The organism is Flavobacterium sp. UBA6135 (assembly GCF_002428305.1).
GTDB lineage: Bacteria > Bacteroidota > Bacteroidia > Flavobacteriales > Flavobacteriaceae > Flavobacterium.
In genome coordinates this window covers 131,743-148,007 of sequence record NZ_DIVJ01000023.1, presented here as the reverse complement: position 1 = coordinate 148,007, position 16,265 = coordinate 131,743, and the positions used below count along the sequence as shown (strand labels likewise).

Sequence of the window (16,265 nt, the reverse complement as noted above, 5' to 3'; positions counted from 1 at the left end):
GTTCGAATTTAATCAAACGGGACTTTTCCGAATTAATAACAACCTACTATATTATTTTGTTTGCGTATCCAAACCTCTTTTTCTTAATAAAGGTTCAATACTTGGTTCGCTTCCTCTAAATCTTTTGTATAAATCCATCGGTTCTTCCGTGCCTCCTCTTTCTAATATACTTCTTCTGAATAATTTTGCCTTTTCTTGATTGAATAAAGATGTTTTTTTGAATTGATCAAAAGCATCTGTATCTAATACCCCTGACCAGATATAACTATAATATCCAGCAGAGTAACCACCAGCAAAAATATGACTGAAATAATTGGCTCTATGTCTTGGAATAATTGATTCCGGCAAACCTATTTTTTTCATTGCCGCTTTTTCAAATTCTTCTGCCGTTCCCGAAATTGGTAAAGTTGCTGTGTGAAATTCCATGTCTAAAAATGATGATGATAAATATTCAACAGTAGAAAATCCTTGACCAAAAGTGCCTGATTTTTCCAATTTAGCAATTAATTCATCCGGAATAACTTCTCCGGTTTGATAATGTTTTGCATACATTTTTAATACTTCAGAATCAGCAGCCCAATTTTCCATAATTTGAGATGGTAATTCTACAAAATCTCTTGGAACACTAGTTCCTGCTAAACTTTTGTATTTTACATCCGAAAGCAATCCGTGTAAAGCATGTCCAAACTCATGGAAATAAGTTGTAACTTCATCAAATGTAAATAGTGCGGGAGCATTTCCGGTTGGTTTTGAAAAATTACAAACAATGGAAATTACCGGAGGAATTCGTTTTCCGTTTTCTGTTTTTTGTGGTCGATAAGAGGTCATCCAAGCACCACCTCTTTTTGAATCTCTAGGAAAGAAATCCATGTATAGCAATCCTAAAACGGTTCCGTCTTTTTCGGTTACTTCCCAAGTTGTTGCTTCAGGATGATAGGTTGGAACGTTTTTTAGTTGTTTGAATTGCAATCCAAATAATTTATCACATACCATAAAAACACCTTCTGTTACATTGTCTAGACTAAAGTAAGGTTTTAATTCTTGTTCGTCTAAATCAAATTTTTCTTTTCTGATTTTTTCACTATAATATCTCCAATCATAAGGTTGAACATTTCCTGATATTCCTTCTTTTTTCATCATTGTCGCAATTTCTGCTTCTTCAACTTTGGCTTTTTCCAAGGCAGGTGTCCATAATTGATTCAAAAAATCCATTACTTTGGTTGGTGTTTTTGCCATGCTTTCCTCTAAAACATAATGAGCATGAGATTCATAACCTAATAGTTTGGCTTTTTCAGCTCTCAAATTAGCCAATTGAATTCCATTAATGTTATTGTCAGTCTCACCACCATTATTTGCTCTGTTTTTATAAGCAGTCCAAATAATTTCACGAAGTTTTCTGTTGGAGCTGTATTGTAAAAAAGGCATTACACTGGAGTTAGAAAGCGTAAAGACCCATTTGCCTTCTTTTCCTTTCGCTTTTGCAGTTTCTGCTGCAGCTGCAATTAATTCGTCAGACAAACCGGAAAGGTCTTCTTTTTTTTCGATGACTAATTCATATTTATTAGTTTCAGCCAAAATATTTTGACCAAATTTTAATGTCAAAAGGGAAAGCTCACTGTTAATTGCTCTCAATCTCTCTTTGTCTTTTTCGTTTAAATTAGCACCACTTCTCACGAAACGCTTGTAGGCATTTTCTAAAAGTTTGGATTCTTCTGTAGATAGTTTTAATTTGTCCTTTTCATTCCAAACCGATTTTACTTTAGCAAATAGTTTGTCATTTAATACAATATTATCATTATGAGCAGAAGTTTCCGGAGCAATTTCTCTCGCAATTTTTTGAATTTCTTCGTTAGTATTAGCAGAATTCAAATTGTAAAATACAGTTGAAACATTGCTTAATAAATCACCTGAATTTTCTAAAGCCACAATAGTATTTTGAAAAGTTGGTTTACTTTTATTATTGACAATAGCATTAATTTCAGCTTGATGTCTTTTAATAGCTTCTTGAAAAGCAGGCTTAAAATGTTCGTTTTTTATTAAATCAAATGGAGGAACATTATAAGGTGTATTATAGGAGGAAAAAAACGGATTACTGGCAAATTTTTTGTCTAATTCTTGTGCTTGTGTTTGACTTGCAATTAATCCCATAATAAGTACTAAAAGATATTTTTTATTCATTATTCATATTTTTATAGAATGGCTAATTTAATTTAAATTTAAAAATCAGTCTTTCAAATTAACGTTATTTTATGACTGAATGACACAAAAAAAAGCCCAAACTTTCGTTTGAGCTTTGTGCGGGTAAAAGGACTCGAACCTTCACACCTTGCGGCACCAGATCCTAAGTCTGGCGTGTCTACCAATTTCACCATACCCGCGGGCGAATAAAAACAGTAGCTGTTTCAATAAGTGGGTGCAAATATAGAAATTATTTTGAACTTTAAATTATGAATGATGAATTTTTTTAGCCCTTTATTTTTTGTAATTTTGAACTTTATCATTTTTTACTTTTTACTATGAACAACATAAAAAACTACGTTCAACAAAACAAAGAAAGATTCATCGACGAATTAATCGAATTACTAAAAATACCTTCTGTAAGTGCCGATTCTGCTTATTCACAAGATGTTATTGATACAGCCGAAGCTGTAAAAACAAGTCTCGAAAAAGCCGGTTGCGATTTCGTAGAACTTTGCGAAACACCGGGATACCCAATTGTTTACGGAGAAAAAATCATCGACAAGAATTTGCCAACCGTTTTGGTGTACGGTCATTACGACGTGCAACCGCCCGATCCAATGGATTTGTGGACTTCGCCACCGTTTGAACCGGTCATCAAAACTATCGAAATTCACCCGGAAGGTGCCATTTTCGCACGTGGTTCGTGTGATGACAAAGGTCAAATGTACATGCACGTGAAAGCATTTGAATATATGATTGCCAACAATTGCTTGCCTTGCAACGTCAAATTCATGATTGAAGGCGAGGAGGAAGTGGGTTCAAAAAGTCTAAGCTGGTTCGTAGAACGCAATCAAGAAAAATTGGCCAACGACGTGATTCTAATTTCCGATACCGGAATGATTTCCAATCAACAACCATCAATTACTACAGGTCTTCGAGGGTTAAGTTATGTGGAAGTGGAAGTGACCGGACCTAACCGCGACTTGCATTCCGGACTTTACGGCGGTGCGGTTGCTAATCCAATTAATGTTTTGACCAAAATGATAGCGTCGCTTCACGATGAAAATAATCACATCACCATTCCCGGTTTTTATGACAAAGTAGAAGAATTATCGCTGGAGGAAAGAGCAGAAATGGCCAAAGCACCGTTCTCACTCGACGACTATAAAAAATCAATAGATATCAATGATATTCATGGCGAAGCAGGATATACCACAAACGAACGCAACTCCATCCGACCTACGTTAGACGTCAACGGAATTTGGGGCGGATACACCGGCGAAGGTGCCAAAACAGTAATCGCCAGCAAAGCTTTTGCTAAAATTTCAATGCGATTGGTTCCTAATCAAGATTGGCAAGAAATCACCGAATTGTTTAAAAATCACTTTGAAAGCATCGCTCCAAAATCCGTAAAAGTAAAAGTTACACCACATCACGGCGGTCAGGGTTATGTGACGCCAATCGACAGCATCGGCTATCAAGCGGCCAACAAAGCCTACACCGAAACGTTTGGAGTGCCTGCCATTCCGGTTCGTTCCGGCGGAAGTATTCCAATTGTGGCTCTGTTCGAAAAAGAATTGAATTCAAAAACCATATTAATGGGATTTGGTCTTGACAGCGATGCCATACATTCACCCAACGAACATTTCGGGATTTTTAATTATCTGAAAGGAATCGAAACCATTCCGTTGTTTTATAAATACTTTGTGGAGTTGAGTAAATAATTCAACCGCAGATTCGCAAATTGTATAACCGTTTATTCATCTGAGTAAGCGGTTTTTTTATTTCGATTAATATTCTACAAAAAAATGAATAGTAAATCAGCGAATCAGCAACTCTATTTAACCATCAATTTTTCAACTATTTATAACAATTTGAAACATTTTACGTTGAAGCAAGACTAATCAATCATCAATTTTGCTGTACTCGTTTCAGTAATTAAATCATCAATCATTATGCTCAAAAAATTCTTCATGCTTTGTTCGGGTGCCGACAAAGAAATCATCGAAAGTTGTTCTAACGGCGAACAAAACAAATATGCCGGAATTGGTGCGACGGTTTTCTTTACGGCAGTCATGGCTTTTATTGCCGGAAGTTACGCTCTTTACACCGTTTTTGATAACGTTTACACCGCTGTTTTTTTTGGAATCGTTTGGGGTTTACTCATTTTCAACCTCGACCGATTTATTGTTTCTACGATAAAAAAAAGAGACAGTTTTCTGGATGAATTGATTCAGGCTTCACCCCGAATTGTGTTGGCCATCATCATTGCCATCGTTATTTCAAAACCATTGGAAATCAAAATTTTTGAAAAAGAAATCAATACCGTTTTGTTGAAAGAAAAAAATGAAATGGCAATGAATAATAAAAAACAAGTTGCCAATTATTTTCAATCCGACTTAGATCAAAATAAAGCTCAAATTGACAGTTTAAAATCTGATGTTCTTAAAAAAGAAAAAGAAGTCAATGATTTATATACCGTTTTCATCACCGAAGCCGAAGGAACTGCCGGAACAAGAAAGCTAGGAAAAGGTCCGGTTTACAAAGAAAAGCGTGAAAAACACGATGCTGCTTTACAAGAATTAGCCACTCTAAAAACAACTAATCAAACAAAAATTGCTGAATTAGAAGAAAAAGGAAAACTACTTCAAACCAATTTAGATAAAAAAATTGCCGAAACCCAACCTATTATCGATGGTTTTGATGGTTTAATGGCTCGCATCAATGCGTTGGGAGACTTACCGTGGTTGCCATCCTTTTTTATTATGCTACTTTTCTTAGCCATTGAAACTTCACCCATTATTGCCAAATTAGTATCGCCCAAAGGCGAATATGATTTCAAACAAGAAGAAGGCGAATTGGCTGTTAAAAATGTTTTATCTCAAAACAAATACCAAAGCGATTTGCAAAAACAAACCGATGCTTCCATCTACGATAAAGTGTATGCCGATATTCGAGAAGACAAAGGCTTATACGATTATAAGAAAAAACGAGCCATCGAATTGTTAGAATTACAAGCCGATGGTTTTGTGGAAAAGCAGAAGAAATCGCTTTAAACCCTTCCAGAGTTTCAAACTCTGGAAGGGTTTTAACCAATTTCATTTTGCACCTTCTTAGTCAAGCTCTTAAAAACCAATTCATACGAATGGTTAATCAATTCACGCATCATTTTGTCACCCACATCGCTGTGAAAAGCAACCGTGTTCCAATGAATTTTACTCATATGATAACCGGGATTAATTGCATCAAATTCCGTTCGAAGTTCTAATGCTTTTTCAGGATCACATTTTAAATTTAAAGAAGGAGTTCCGTTTTCCCATTCTTTTAAAGAAGTCAAACAAAACATTTTCCCACCAACTTTAAAAACTAAAGTATCTTCATCAAAGGGAAAATGTTCGGTGACGCCTTTTTTGGATTGGCAGAATTCGTAGAGTTGCTCAATATTCATCATCTAAATTTATAAAATTTGAAAAAGGATTGGTTTCGAAGGTGAAGCATCATTTTCAAACGAAGCAATCTGCAAGTTCAACAAATAAGAACCATCTTTCACAACATCATCAACAAAAATCAACTCCGTTATCGTAGCATTTTTTCGTGCATCTTCATTCAAATTATTCACATCTTTCACATTCCAAAAGGCTTTATGAGCTAATAATTTGCCTTCGTCTTTTTCTTTGTCAACACTTGGTAAATCGATAAGCAAATGTTGAATGCCTTTTTCACGAATGAAAACTGCCGCTTCTTCATGCAAATAAGGCGGATTGGTATGCGAATAATTTTTAGATTTTTTTTCTGATAAATTAGGTAATGTTCGAATGATAATTGCTGCCGGAATTTCATTACCTAACACTTTTTCAACTTGATTTTTCGTAATCACAAAATCATCACCTTGTTTTTCGGGTTGGATGGAAATCAATTCTGCTGTAAAGAAAAATGTTTTCAGTGCTTGATTGATGCTGAAAAATTCTTTCGTAATATGTCCCAAGCATTCCGTGTGCGTCCCGTGTCCGTGAGGATTGAAAAAAATGTTGTTAAAATTAGTTGTAGCTCCACCTTTTACACTTCCTACCCACGAACCAAAACGAACGGGTTCAATTTGTGGTTTTTCAATGTACCACGCAATCGGATTGTTTTCAGTATTGGATAATGGAAGCGAAATATCAATGGGTTTTGATAAATCTACTTGGAAGGTTTTATTTTGGTGGGTTATTGTTGCTAGCATAGTTGAACGCGGGTTTACTGGATATTCTAACGCGGATATTTACGAATTAATCAGCGTTGCTAGCATCCGTAAAATCAGCGTTCCATTTTACTCCAAATTTAATAAAAATAAGTCTGATGCAATCCCATCACTCAAAAACTTTCCATTCCGTGTGGTTCGCAGAATGTTTTCATCTACAAAAAGCAAATGATCTTCTATGTATTTGGCGGCTTGTTGGTTGAGGTAATCTAAATAGGTTTGTCCAAATTCGGTTTGAATTCTATCTAACGAAATTCCCCAAATCGTTCGTAATCCCGTCATCACATATTCGTTATATCGATCGGTTTTTGATAAAATTTCGGTTTCAAACGGCAATTTTCCATCTTGAATGGATTTGATATACAACGTGTTATTCGATACATTCCAACCTCGTTTTTCGCCATCATAACTATGTGCTGACGGACCAATACCAATGTATTTTTTTCCCAACCAATAACTCGAATTGTTTTTAGAGAAATAGTTTTCCTTACCAAAATTGGACAATTCATAATGAATAAATCCGGCTTCTTCCAGTTTTTCTACTAAAATTTCAAAATGTTCTTGGGCAACTTCATCTTCTGGTGGTAGAATTATTCCTTTTTGAATAAACGAATGTAAAGCGGTTTTCGGCTCAACGGTCAATGCATAACTCGAAATATGCGGAATGCCAAACGATAAAGCAGTTTCAATATTTTGAATCCATTTTTCGTTACTCATTCCCGGAATTCCATAAATCAAATCGAGGGAAATGTTATCAAAATGTTGAGTTGCTTCTTCCAAACATTTTTTAGCTTCTTCCGCATTATGAGCACGATTCATCATTTTCAAATCTTCTTCAAAAAAAGATTGAATGCCGATGGAGAGGCGGTTAATTCGATTGTTGGATAGTTCGATTATTCGGTTATTCGATAAGTCGTCAGGATTCGCTTCTATAGTAATCTCTGGGTTTTCAATGACGTTGTAGTTTGTATAAACTTCATCAATCAACAATCTCAAATCTTCAATCGCTAATACTGATGGTGTTCCGCCACCAAAATAAATGGTTTCAACTATATCATTTTTGAATTCTTCTTTTCGCAACTGAATTTCTTTTGCTAAAGCCAAAACCATTTCGTCTTTTTTCTTCATTGAAGTTGAAAAGTGAAAATCACAGTAATGACAAGCTTGCTTGCAAAAAGGTATGTGGATGTAGATGCCGGACATTTTTAGTGTTCAGTGTTCAGTTTTTAGTATTCAGTATTCAGTGTTCAGATTTCAGTATTTTAGTATTCAGTTATTATTGACCACTAAAAGCTGGTTACTGCCCACTATTTTTTAACTCCAAATTTTTCAGGATTTAGCATCATATAGTTTATCAACTTTCCAACTTCTAAACTAAAGTTTGTCAATTCAATGAATTTTTCTTCAGAAATGTATTTACAAGCAAAACAAAACTCTAGCCATCCTTGTGTTTCAGAGTTTTCTGCATCGGCATCTGTTAATTTGCTATGGAAGTGTTTCGGATATTCTCTTTTTCTATAAGCTTCCGCAATTGTTATTGAAACACTTCTTGAGCTTCGCCTGATTTGATCGGTCAAAGAATAAATCTCTTCTTTTGGAAATGATTTTGATAATTCAAAAATGTTCATTGCTAAAGAAAATGATTTTTTATAGGCTAATAAATCTTGAAATTTCATATATTATGAATGGTTAATAAATTATAAAGTTCTTATAAAAGTATAATGATGCTTGGATTCACTGATCACTAAAAACTGACCACTGACCACTATTTCTTAACTCTAGTTTCATTCTGTTTTACAAATGCATCCCATCCGGAATAGCTAGTAGTACCAACAACTTTCCCTGAATTAAAAAAATGACAAACTGCCGCCGCCAAACCATCGGTAGAATCTAAATTTTTAGGTAATTCTTTCAAGCCTAACAATTGTTGCAACATTTTAGCCACTTGCTCTTTACTGGCGTTTCCGTTTCCGGTGATAGCCATTTTTATCTTTTTAGGTTCGTATTCGGTAATCGGAATTTGTCGCGATAATCCTGCTGCCATTGCCACGCCTTGAGCTCGTCCGAGTTTGAGCATCGATTGGACGTTTTTACCAAAGAATGGAGCTTCAATCGCAATTTCGTCCGGATGATGGGTTTCAATCAACTCGATGGTACGTTCAAAAATGACCTTTAACTTGGTATAATGGTCGTCGTATTTACTCAAAATCAATTCGTTCAACTGAATGAATTCCATTTTTTTGTTCACGACTTTAATTAAACCAAATCCCATGATGGTGGTTCCGGGGTCGATGCCTAAGATGATGCGTTCGTTTGCCAATCTTTTTTGTTTAAAGTTTAAAGTTTCAGGTTTAAAGTTTGTTTATTTGTGTTGATGAATTCAATTCCTTACAAAGCTAAACAATTCCTGCTGGTTCTCGTCAAACTTTTGATTGTGGGCTTTGCTTTTTATTATTTGTATGTTGAATTGAACAAAAAAGATTTGAACGACTGGCAACTTGTCTCGACTAAATTTACATTTTTCAGTTTAGTAGGAATTGTATTTTTAAGCGTTTTAAACTGGTTTTTTGAGATTTTGAAATGGCAAAACTTAGTGAATACTTTTTATAAGATTTCGTTTAAAGAAGCTGCGGTTCAGTCGTTAGGGTCATTAACTGCTTCGGTTTTTACACCTAATCGAATGGGGGAATACGGAGCCAAAATGTTATATTTTCCAAAATCAGAAACCAAAAAAATTATTCTTTTGAATTTTATCGGAAACAGTTCTCAAATGGCTGCAACTTCATTTTTTGGCGTTTTTGGATTGTTTATTACAGGGTTGTTTTATGATTATTTCAGTTATAAAATCAGCTTTGTTTTAATTCTGATTTTTTTGATTTTTTTCGTCTTTTTAATTTTTAGAAAAAAGATTTCCATTTATGGTTTTTCAGTTGAAAACTTAATTCAGAAAATTAGAACCTTTCCAAGAAATTCGCTCAAAACAACTATACAATTATCGGTTATTCGATTTCTGATTTTCTCCCATCAATGCTATTTTTTATTGTTGATTTTTGGTGTTGAAATTACGTATTCTTTAGCTTTGGCAACTATTTTTTCAATGTATTTTTTAGCCTCCATTGTTCCGAATATTCATTTGATGGATGTGGCGATAAAAGGAAGTTTCGCCGTTGTTTTGTTCGGAAAATTAGGGGTTAATCAATGGACAATTGTTTCTATAACAACATTAATGTGGCTTTTGAATTTGGTTATTCCGGTTTTGATTGGAAGCCTTTTTGTACTGAAATTTAAACCAAAATTAGAGCTATGATGTATTTACTAATTTTAGCGATTTCGGTTTATGTTTTTTTGATGCTCTTCTTTTGGATGGGATTTAAAAAAGTGCCAAAATCCAATGAAGATTCATCCGCTGAAAAGTTATCATACTCCATTGTTGTTCCATTTCGAAATGAAGCTGTAAATCTTCCATTTCTTTTAAAATCGATTGAAAAATTAAATTATCCGGTTGAAAATTTTGAGGTGATTTTAGTTGATGATGAGTCGATGGAAAAGTTTCAAGTTTCAAGTTTCAAGTTTCAAGTTCAAATGATTGTGAATCAAAGAATTTCTAACTCACCAAAAAAAGATGCGATTCAAACTGCAATTCAGCATTCAAAATTTGATTGGATTATCACCACCGATGCTGATTGTATAGTTCCTGAAAACTGGCTTTTGGATTTGAATTATTACATTCATAACACGAAAAAACAAATGGTTTGCGGACCGGTTTTTTTTAAAAGTAAATCTAATTTTCTCAATGACTTTCAGCAAATTGAAATGATTAGTTTGCAAGCCGTTACTATAGGTAGTTTTGATTTTAATCTAGCTTTCATGTGCAATGGAGCTAATTTTGGGTATTCCAAAAATCTGTATAAACAACTTAATGCTTTTGATGGAAATGACAAAATTGCTAGTGGTGACGATGTGTTTTTATTGCAAAAAGCTGTTAAAAATTTTCCGGATGAAGTTGGATTTTTACTCAAAAAAGATTTTCATGTTACAACCAATTCGGCAGAAAGTTGGACAGAACTTTTTCAGCAACGCATTCGTTGGGCCGGAAAATCAAAAGCGTATTCATCCGGTTTCGGAAAATTTGTGGCGTTGACAGTTTTTTTAGGAAATTTAGCTTTTATCATTTCCTTATTTCTACTTTTCTTTGGGTTTTATGAAATGATAATTTTACTTCTTTTAAAAGTCATTTCTGATTTACTAGTAGCCAATCAAACCGCACGATTTTATAAAATAAAAATGAAGAATACTTTATTGACGGCTTTAGTTTATCCGTTTTTCAGTTCAGCCGTTGCATTGTATTCTTTGTTTGGAACCTATGAGTGGAAGGGGAGAACATTCAATTCTTAATCCGCTTTTAAAAGAATAGGTAAAATAAATTGTGTTTTTACTGGAATTCCTTCTTTCTGAGCGGGTTCGATTTTAGGGAAATCTGTGAGTCTGTTTTTAAGAATGCTATCAACTTTAGCTTTATTGTAATTGGTGCTATCTGACGGGAATTGAGGTTCAAATGTAATGTTGGCATCCGGAAAAACAGTGACCAAAACATTTAAGGTGTCAAAGATCTCAGCACTATTTTCTGTTGAATCTGTTGCGATTTTCTGTTGAATTAGTTCAGTCAAAAATTGAAAGAAACACGCCTTTTTTTGCTCTTTATCCAGTAAACTATCACAAGCATTTACAGAGGGATAATCAGTAACTTCTTTCCAATCAATTTGTTTTAAGCGTTCCTGAAGCAATTCTTCTTCGGAAGGCACACGCTTTTCAAAGTATTGGCAGGAGGCCAAGAGGAAAAAAAAAGAATAAAAAAGAAATTTGTTCATTTTTCGTTTGTAATAAAACAACACGTATTTTTGATATATCAAAAGTAATAAAATTATTAATGGATTACGCACTTTTACTCATTGCTTTCATATTAATGATAGTTGGTATTCTTGGTAGTATTTTACCGGTTTTACCCGGACCTCCCATCAGTTGGGTAGGTTTGTTGCTTTTATATTTGACCAAAGCCGTTCCAATGAATTACACTGTTTTGGGCGTAACTTTAGCCATTGCACTTGTTGTCGGTATTCTCGATTACGTTATTCCAGCTAAAGGAACCAAACGTTTTGGCGGAAGCAAATACGGAATATGGGGAACCAATATTGGTTTAGTGATTGGTATTTTGGCTCCAATTCCTTTTGGCTTTATCATCGGACCGTTTGTGGGTGCTTTTGTTGGGGAACTGTTGAATGATTCTAAAGATTCGAAAAAAGCTTTTAAAGCAGCAACCGGTTCTTTTATGGGTTTCTTGGCCTCAACGTTTATGAAATTTGTGATTTCGGTGATTTTTTTAGGAATATTTTTGGTGAAGTTTTGGGAATATCGAGGTGCTTTCTTTTCATAAAAAAAGGGATTAAATTTTTTTTAATCCCTAAGTTCTATTTATTTTATTACTAGTTTTTTTGTTGTTTTTAAATTGGAATGTGTTACTATTTCAAGAATGTATGTTCCGGCATTTAAATGACCAATATCAAGGGTTGATTCAAATGTATGTAAAGATTCTTTTGAAACAATTTGCTTTCCTAAAACATCGAAGACGACAATTGATTTAAGGGCGTCTGTTGTACGGTCAAGTTTTATATAAACGAATTGATTTGATGGATTTGGATAAATTGCAACAGAAAAAGGCTCTTTATCAGTAACGCTTAAAACAGAGATAAACTCCGTTTCAAAGGTATTTGTTATAATCGCTGGATTGTAATCAAAATAAATTTCTGCGGTATTCGGAATAATATCTCCAACTGCAAAACCAGGGTTTGGTTTGATTTTAAAATGTACAAATCCTTGACTTAAATCTGGATTTTGGCTTGTTGGGGGTAAATCAATATCATAAAAATTCCAAGTTAATTGATTGCCGTTTCGGGTGACATTATAGTCATGACTAGCATGAATCATCTCAAAAGTTGATGTATTTAAGCTAGAATTTAATGCGTCTTCAATTCTAACTAATTCAGCTGAAGCAGTACCAATATTTTCAAATCGAATGGTGTAAAATAAATAATCATCTGCACCAAATTCGTCAATATTAATTGTTGGCCCATGGTTTTCCATTTTATCGTTCGGGTCATAAGCCGCTGTTATTACTTGAGAAATTGAAGCTAGATTATTAGCTGGAATAACATCAGTAAATGGTGATATTGAGACACTGTTGGTTAGTATATCTCCAATTGAGACAATGGGTAAATTTGGAACTTGCATAGTTACAGTAATACTTCTTGTTTCATTTATTTGTAAATTAATGTAATCAAAAGTAAATCCAGTTGGCGTTAAAATTGTACCATCAACACTAATATTTGTTATTGTTACAGCAGGATCTTTTGTAAAAGTTATAGTTCCTGTTTCTTGTACAAATTGTCCTGTGTTTTTATATGTTAGTGTATTAATATAGGGTAAATTAGGCCTTGGGTTTGAATTACTAATGAATGAAATACTTACATCATTATAGTTTTGCAAAATAGTTATGGGAAAATACAACACAAAAGAAGAAGAGTCGTTTGGATTTATTGTACCCGTGAATGTTGCATTTGAAGCATAATAAGCGTTTAAATACGATGGTATAACATAGCTGAATGAATAAACAAAAGTTGTTGTAGGAAAAAAGACTAAGTAAGTTCCTGATGAGGAGTTACCATAAGTTGGATTTTCAGAATTTAGTTGTGATTGAAAAGTTCCATAACTAAAATTTGGTTCGTTGTTATCTTGAACTCCGTTGTTATTTAAGTCTAAAAATGAAACTAAAGTTATAAAATCAATAGTAGTAGTAGATGAAACAGAAACGGCATCTAAAAGCCATCTGTCTCCTCCAAGAGCACTAGAGGGTTGAGTAAATACCATCACAAAAGCAATGAAGACAGATTGATTTTCAAAGGCACTTAATGAAATGATTTTTTCTTCATAAATATTATAAACACTACTTAATTCATTCTCTGTGAATTGTTCTAAAATAGTATAGGCTCCTAAGTTTGATTGTTCAGAATTTGTTGAAACCCTAATTTGATATAATGTTCCTTGATTCCCGGATAATGTGCTTCTTGATTGAAAAGAAAGCGAACTAATATTATTTACGAGCATTTGAGGCATAATTAACCAATCTTCTGAGGTGTTTCCTAAACCATTTTGATCACGTGTCATATAGGCAGCAAAATTGCCCTCAAATACGGAGGGTGGTGATGTTATGATGCTTGTCCTTTCCCAAGAATATGAAGTGCCAATTCCATTATCAGCTATCAACCAACCCGGAGGCGGAAAGGTGACACCTTCAAAGCCTTCATAAAATTGGGAAAATCCTTGAAATGTAGTTGCTAGTAAAAGCAAAAAGAGTAGTGTTTTTTTCATAGTTTGGTTATGTAGGTTGTATCAAAAATAATGATTTTTTCTCAAAGATTGCCTAAAAAGATTGCAGTATAAATGACAAATGAGTATTAATAAACAAAAAAACCCAAAAAAGTTATATTTTTTGGGTTTGCTGATTGTTCCTTTTTTGGGCTACTTTTTAATAAATTTTCGGATATGTTCTGTATTGTCAGGATTTATAATTTTAATAATATATATTCCCTTACTTAAGTTTGCAACATCTAAATCCATTTGATTTTTATTTACTTTTTTAAGCAAAATTTCATTTCCCAACAGATCGTAAACTGTAATATCTTTTATTGTATTGTTTGAATTGAAATACAAAATATCAGATGCGGGATTTGGATAAATTAATAAATCGGAAACCACATAGTCAGATATACTTAATGTCTCCACAAACTCTGTTTCAAAAGTATTAGTAATAATCGCAGGATTGTAATCAAAATAAATCTCCGCAGTATTTGGAATAATATCTCCAACAGCAAAACCGGAATTTGGTTTTATTCTGAAATGAACATAGCCTTGGCTTAAAATTGGATCTTCAATGGTGGGAGGCAAATCAATATCAAAAAAGTGCCAAACCAATTCATTGCCATTACGAGTAACATTGTACGTATGACTGGCATGAATCATTTCAAAAGTTGCCGGATTCAAATCAGCATGAAGCGTATCCTCAATTCTTATAAATTCTGCTGAAGCGGTACCTGTATTTTCAAATCGAATGGTATAATATAAATAATCATTAGTTGTAAAAGTATCAATGTCAATTTCAGGGCCTCTTGATTCCATTTTATCATTCGGGTCATAAGAGCCCACCACCACTTGCGAAACACTTGACTCATTATTTGAAGGAATGGTGTCGGGACTTGGCGTAATCGTAACACTGTTGGTTAAAATATCACCTAAATTTACAGTTGGAATCACCGGAACTTGCATTGTTACTAAAATCTGTCTGGTTTCAAATGGAGCTAAATTGGTATAATCAAAGGTAAATCCACTAGCCGTAGGTGTAGCTCCGCTTTGAGAGATATTGGTAATGGTTACAGCGGGGTCTTTTGTAAAAGTGATTGTACCTGAAGGGACACTTTGATAACTGTTGTTTTTGTAAATAATGGTGTTGCTATAGGTAAATCCTGGTCTTGGTTGATTGTTCCCAATAACATTCACTTGTACGTCTGAAAAATTTTGTTGAGAAGTAACTGGGAAATAATACGTGGTGGATCCACTTCCAGCTGCTACACTGATGTTTGTATAACTTGTTGAAGTAGAAAAATAGGACGAGTATTCAGGATTGATTTGAAAATTTAAAGTATAGCTGTTTGTTACATCCGGAACTAAAATACTATGAGTACCACTTGAACCATTTGCAGAAATGACATCTCCTGAATTAACTTGATACGTGAAAGAACCATGAATGAAATTTGGTTCTCCAGAATCCTTAACTCCGTTAGCATTGGTGTCCAAAAATGCATTTAAGATAATTTGTTCAGCACATTGAGCATTATTCGTACAATCCATTAAACAAAAAGAAAAAGGTTCAGACCAAGTGCTTGAAAAGCCAACATCACATACTGTTTTTACTGAAGTTGTATAGCAAGAATTTGGAATCAAGCCGGTTAAGATAAAAGATGTATTTCCTTGAACAACAAAAGTAGAGGTCATGTTGTTTTCTAATGATTGAATCAATATTTCATGATAAATAAATGAAGAGTTAGTTGTTAAACTCCAATTCAATTGAACACTGGTATCACTTATATTAGCAGCAGTTAATTGGTCAGGAGCTGTACAGGATGTATCGCAATTGTTAGTGGTCAATGTTAAAGTTGTGATACTAAAACAATCCGTATTTGGGTCAGTAACCCGAACACTTAAAATTTGAGTCAGCGGTACAACAGGTGAATAAAAAGATGAAGTGATTTGATTTACACCCATTATTGCATCTGACTCGGTTTCATGAAACGTTACAATTAAATTTGAGATCCCATTTGTGATTTGTTGACTAGCGTCTTCCAAATTAAATATAGGGAGTGCGGTCGGGTCACACCATATTAAAGTAGCATTGTTAATGATAGGATTTGCACCAGCAAAAACGGTAAAACTTTCAATATAAAAAGTGCTATTTGTATTATTTGAACTTCTGGCAAAAATAGTTGTTGAACCAAAGGAAACTATAAAAGATGTAGGATTGTTAATCGGACTCAAATTAGCTAAAGCATCTACATTACTCAAATGAAAAGATATAGTATAATCATTTGGTGAATTTGCTCCTAAAATTTCAGCATTTTTTGTAGTCAAATTTACACTAACAGGTGAATTATTACTACATATATTGATGTTGTCTAAAGTGGTTTGAGCTTGTAAAACAGAAAAAGATAATAATAATAGGAGGTAAATTTTTTTCATA

General features: G+C 33.9%; 14 protein-coding genes and 1 tRNA gene. 5 read left to right on the top strand and 10 right to left on the bottom strand.

The window, feature by feature from the left end; translation table 11 throughout:
• Window positions 1-51 precede the first annotated feature (51 nt).
• Together B3L86_RS06505 and B3L86_RS06500 are read right to left on the bottom strand one after the other, a co-directional pair.
• A complete protein-coding gene (locus B3L86_RS06505) occupies window positions 52-2,178 on the bottom strand; it encodes a M3 family metallopeptidase (protein ID WP_291116585.1) in 2,127 nt (708 codons plus the stop codon).
• Window positions 2,179-2,296: 118 nt separating this feature from the next.
• A tRNA-Leu gene (locus tag B3L86_RS06500) sits at window positions 2,297-2,378 on the bottom strand.
• A gap of 138 nt (window positions 2,379-2,516) precedes the next feature.
• Between B3L86_RS06500 and B3L86_RS06495 the strand changes: the two genes are divergently transcribed.
• Window positions 2,517-3,905 (top strand): dipeptidase, encoded by a 1,389-nt coding sequence (locus B3L86_RS06495; RefSeq protein WP_291116583.1) that lies wholly within the window; start codon window positions 2,517-2,519, stop codon window positions 3,903-3,905.
• 231 nt (window positions 3,906-4,136) lie between these two features.
• The gene (locus tag B3L86_RS06490; RefSeq protein ID WP_291116580.1) at window positions 4,137-5,237 is read left to right on the top strand and encodes a DUF4407 domain-containing protein; all 1,101 of its coding nucleotides are present in this window, start codon (window positions 4,137-4,139) and stop codon (window positions 5,235-5,237) included.
• A gap of 32 nt (window positions 5,238-5,269) precedes the next feature.
• Here B3L86_RS06490 and B3L86_RS06485 read toward each other — a convergent pair whose 3' ends face one another.
• From B3L86_RS06485 to ruvC, 5 genes are all read right to left on the bottom strand, one after another.
• On the bottom strand, window positions 5,270-5,629 hold the full coding sequence (locus B3L86_RS06485) for an MmcQ/YjbR family DNA-binding protein (RefSeq protein ID WP_291116577.1): 360 nt from the start codon (window positions 5,627-5,629) through the stop codon (window positions 5,270-5,272).
• Between the two features lie 9 nt (window positions 5,630-5,638).
• On the bottom strand, window positions 5,639-6,403 hold the full coding sequence (locus B3L86_RS06480) for a cyclase family protein (RefSeq protein ID WP_291116574.1): 765 nt from the start codon (window positions 6,401-6,403) through the stop codon (window positions 5,639-5,641).
• A gap of 87 nt (window positions 6,404-6,490) precedes the next feature.
• Window positions 6,491-7,624, bottom strand: a complete 1,134-nt coding sequence (gene hemW, locus B3L86_RS06475) for a radical SAM family heme chaperone HemW (RefSeq protein ID WP_291116572.1) — start codon at window positions 7,622-7,624, stop codon at window positions 6,491-6,493.
• 104 nt (window positions 7,625-7,728) lie between these two features.
• Window positions 7,729-8,097 carry a four helix bundle protein gene (locus tag B3L86_RS06470; protein WP_291116569.1) on the bottom strand — a complete coding sequence of 123 codons (369 nt, stop codon included), beginning with the start codon at window positions 8,095-8,097 and terminating at the stop codon, window positions 7,729-7,731.
• An 89-nt stretch (window positions 8,098-8,186) separates the two neighbouring features.
• Complete coding sequence (gene ruvC, locus B3L86_RS06465) at window positions 8,187-8,741, bottom strand: crossover junction endodeoxyribonuclease RuvC (protein WP_291116566.1); 555 nt, start codon at window positions 8,739-8,741, stop codon at window positions 8,187-8,189.
• Between the two features lie 54 nt (window positions 8,742-8,795).
• On the opposite strand from ruvC, the gene B3L86_RS06460 reads away from it, so the two are divergent.
• Window positions 8,796-9,728 (top strand): lysylphosphatidylglycerol synthase domain-containing protein, encoded by a 933-nt coding sequence (locus B3L86_RS06460; protein ID WP_349679481.1) that lies wholly within the window; start codon window positions 8,796-8,798, stop codon window positions 9,726-9,728.
• Window positions 9,725-10,816, top strand: a complete 1,092-nt coding sequence (locus B3L86_RS06455) for a glycosyltransferase (protein ID WP_291116560.1) — start codon at window positions 9,725-9,727, stop codon at window positions 10,814-10,816. Before B3L86_RS06460 ends, B3L86_RS06455 begins: the two co-directional genes overlap by 4 nt.
• Here B3L86_RS06455 and B3L86_RS06450 read toward each other — a convergent pair.
• Entirely contained in the window at window positions 10,813-11,289 is a 477-nt protein-coding gene (locus tag B3L86_RS06450; protein ID WP_291116557.1) for a hypothetical protein, read from the bottom strand. The two genes, B3L86_RS06455 and B3L86_RS06450, sit on opposite strands and share 4 nt — an antisense overlap.
• Window positions 11,290-11,348: 59 nt before the next feature.
• On the opposite strand from B3L86_RS06450, the gene B3L86_RS06445 reads away from it, so the two are divergent.
• On the top strand, window positions 11,349-11,852 hold the full coding sequence (locus B3L86_RS06445) for a DUF456 domain-containing protein (RefSeq protein WP_291116554.1): 504 nt from the start codon (window positions 11,349-11,351) through the stop codon (window positions 11,850-11,852).
• 38 nt (window positions 11,853-11,890) lie between these two features.
• Here the strand turns inward: B3L86_RS06445 and B3L86_RS06440 are convergent, their stop codons facing one another.
• A complete protein-coding gene (locus B3L86_RS06440; RefSeq protein ID WP_291116551.1) occupies window positions 11,891-13,843 on the bottom strand; it encodes a T9SS-dependent choice-of-anchor J family protein in 1,953 nt (650 codons plus the stop codon).
• Window positions 13,844-13,993: 150 nt separating this feature from the next.
• Window positions 13,994-16,264 carry a DUF7619 domain-containing protein gene (locus B3L86_RS06435; protein ID WP_291116548.1) on the bottom strand — a complete coding sequence of 757 codons (2,271 nt, stop codon included), beginning with the start codon at window positions 16,262-16,264 and terminating at the stop codon, window positions 13,994-13,996.
• Window position 16,265: the final 1 nt, after the last annotated feature.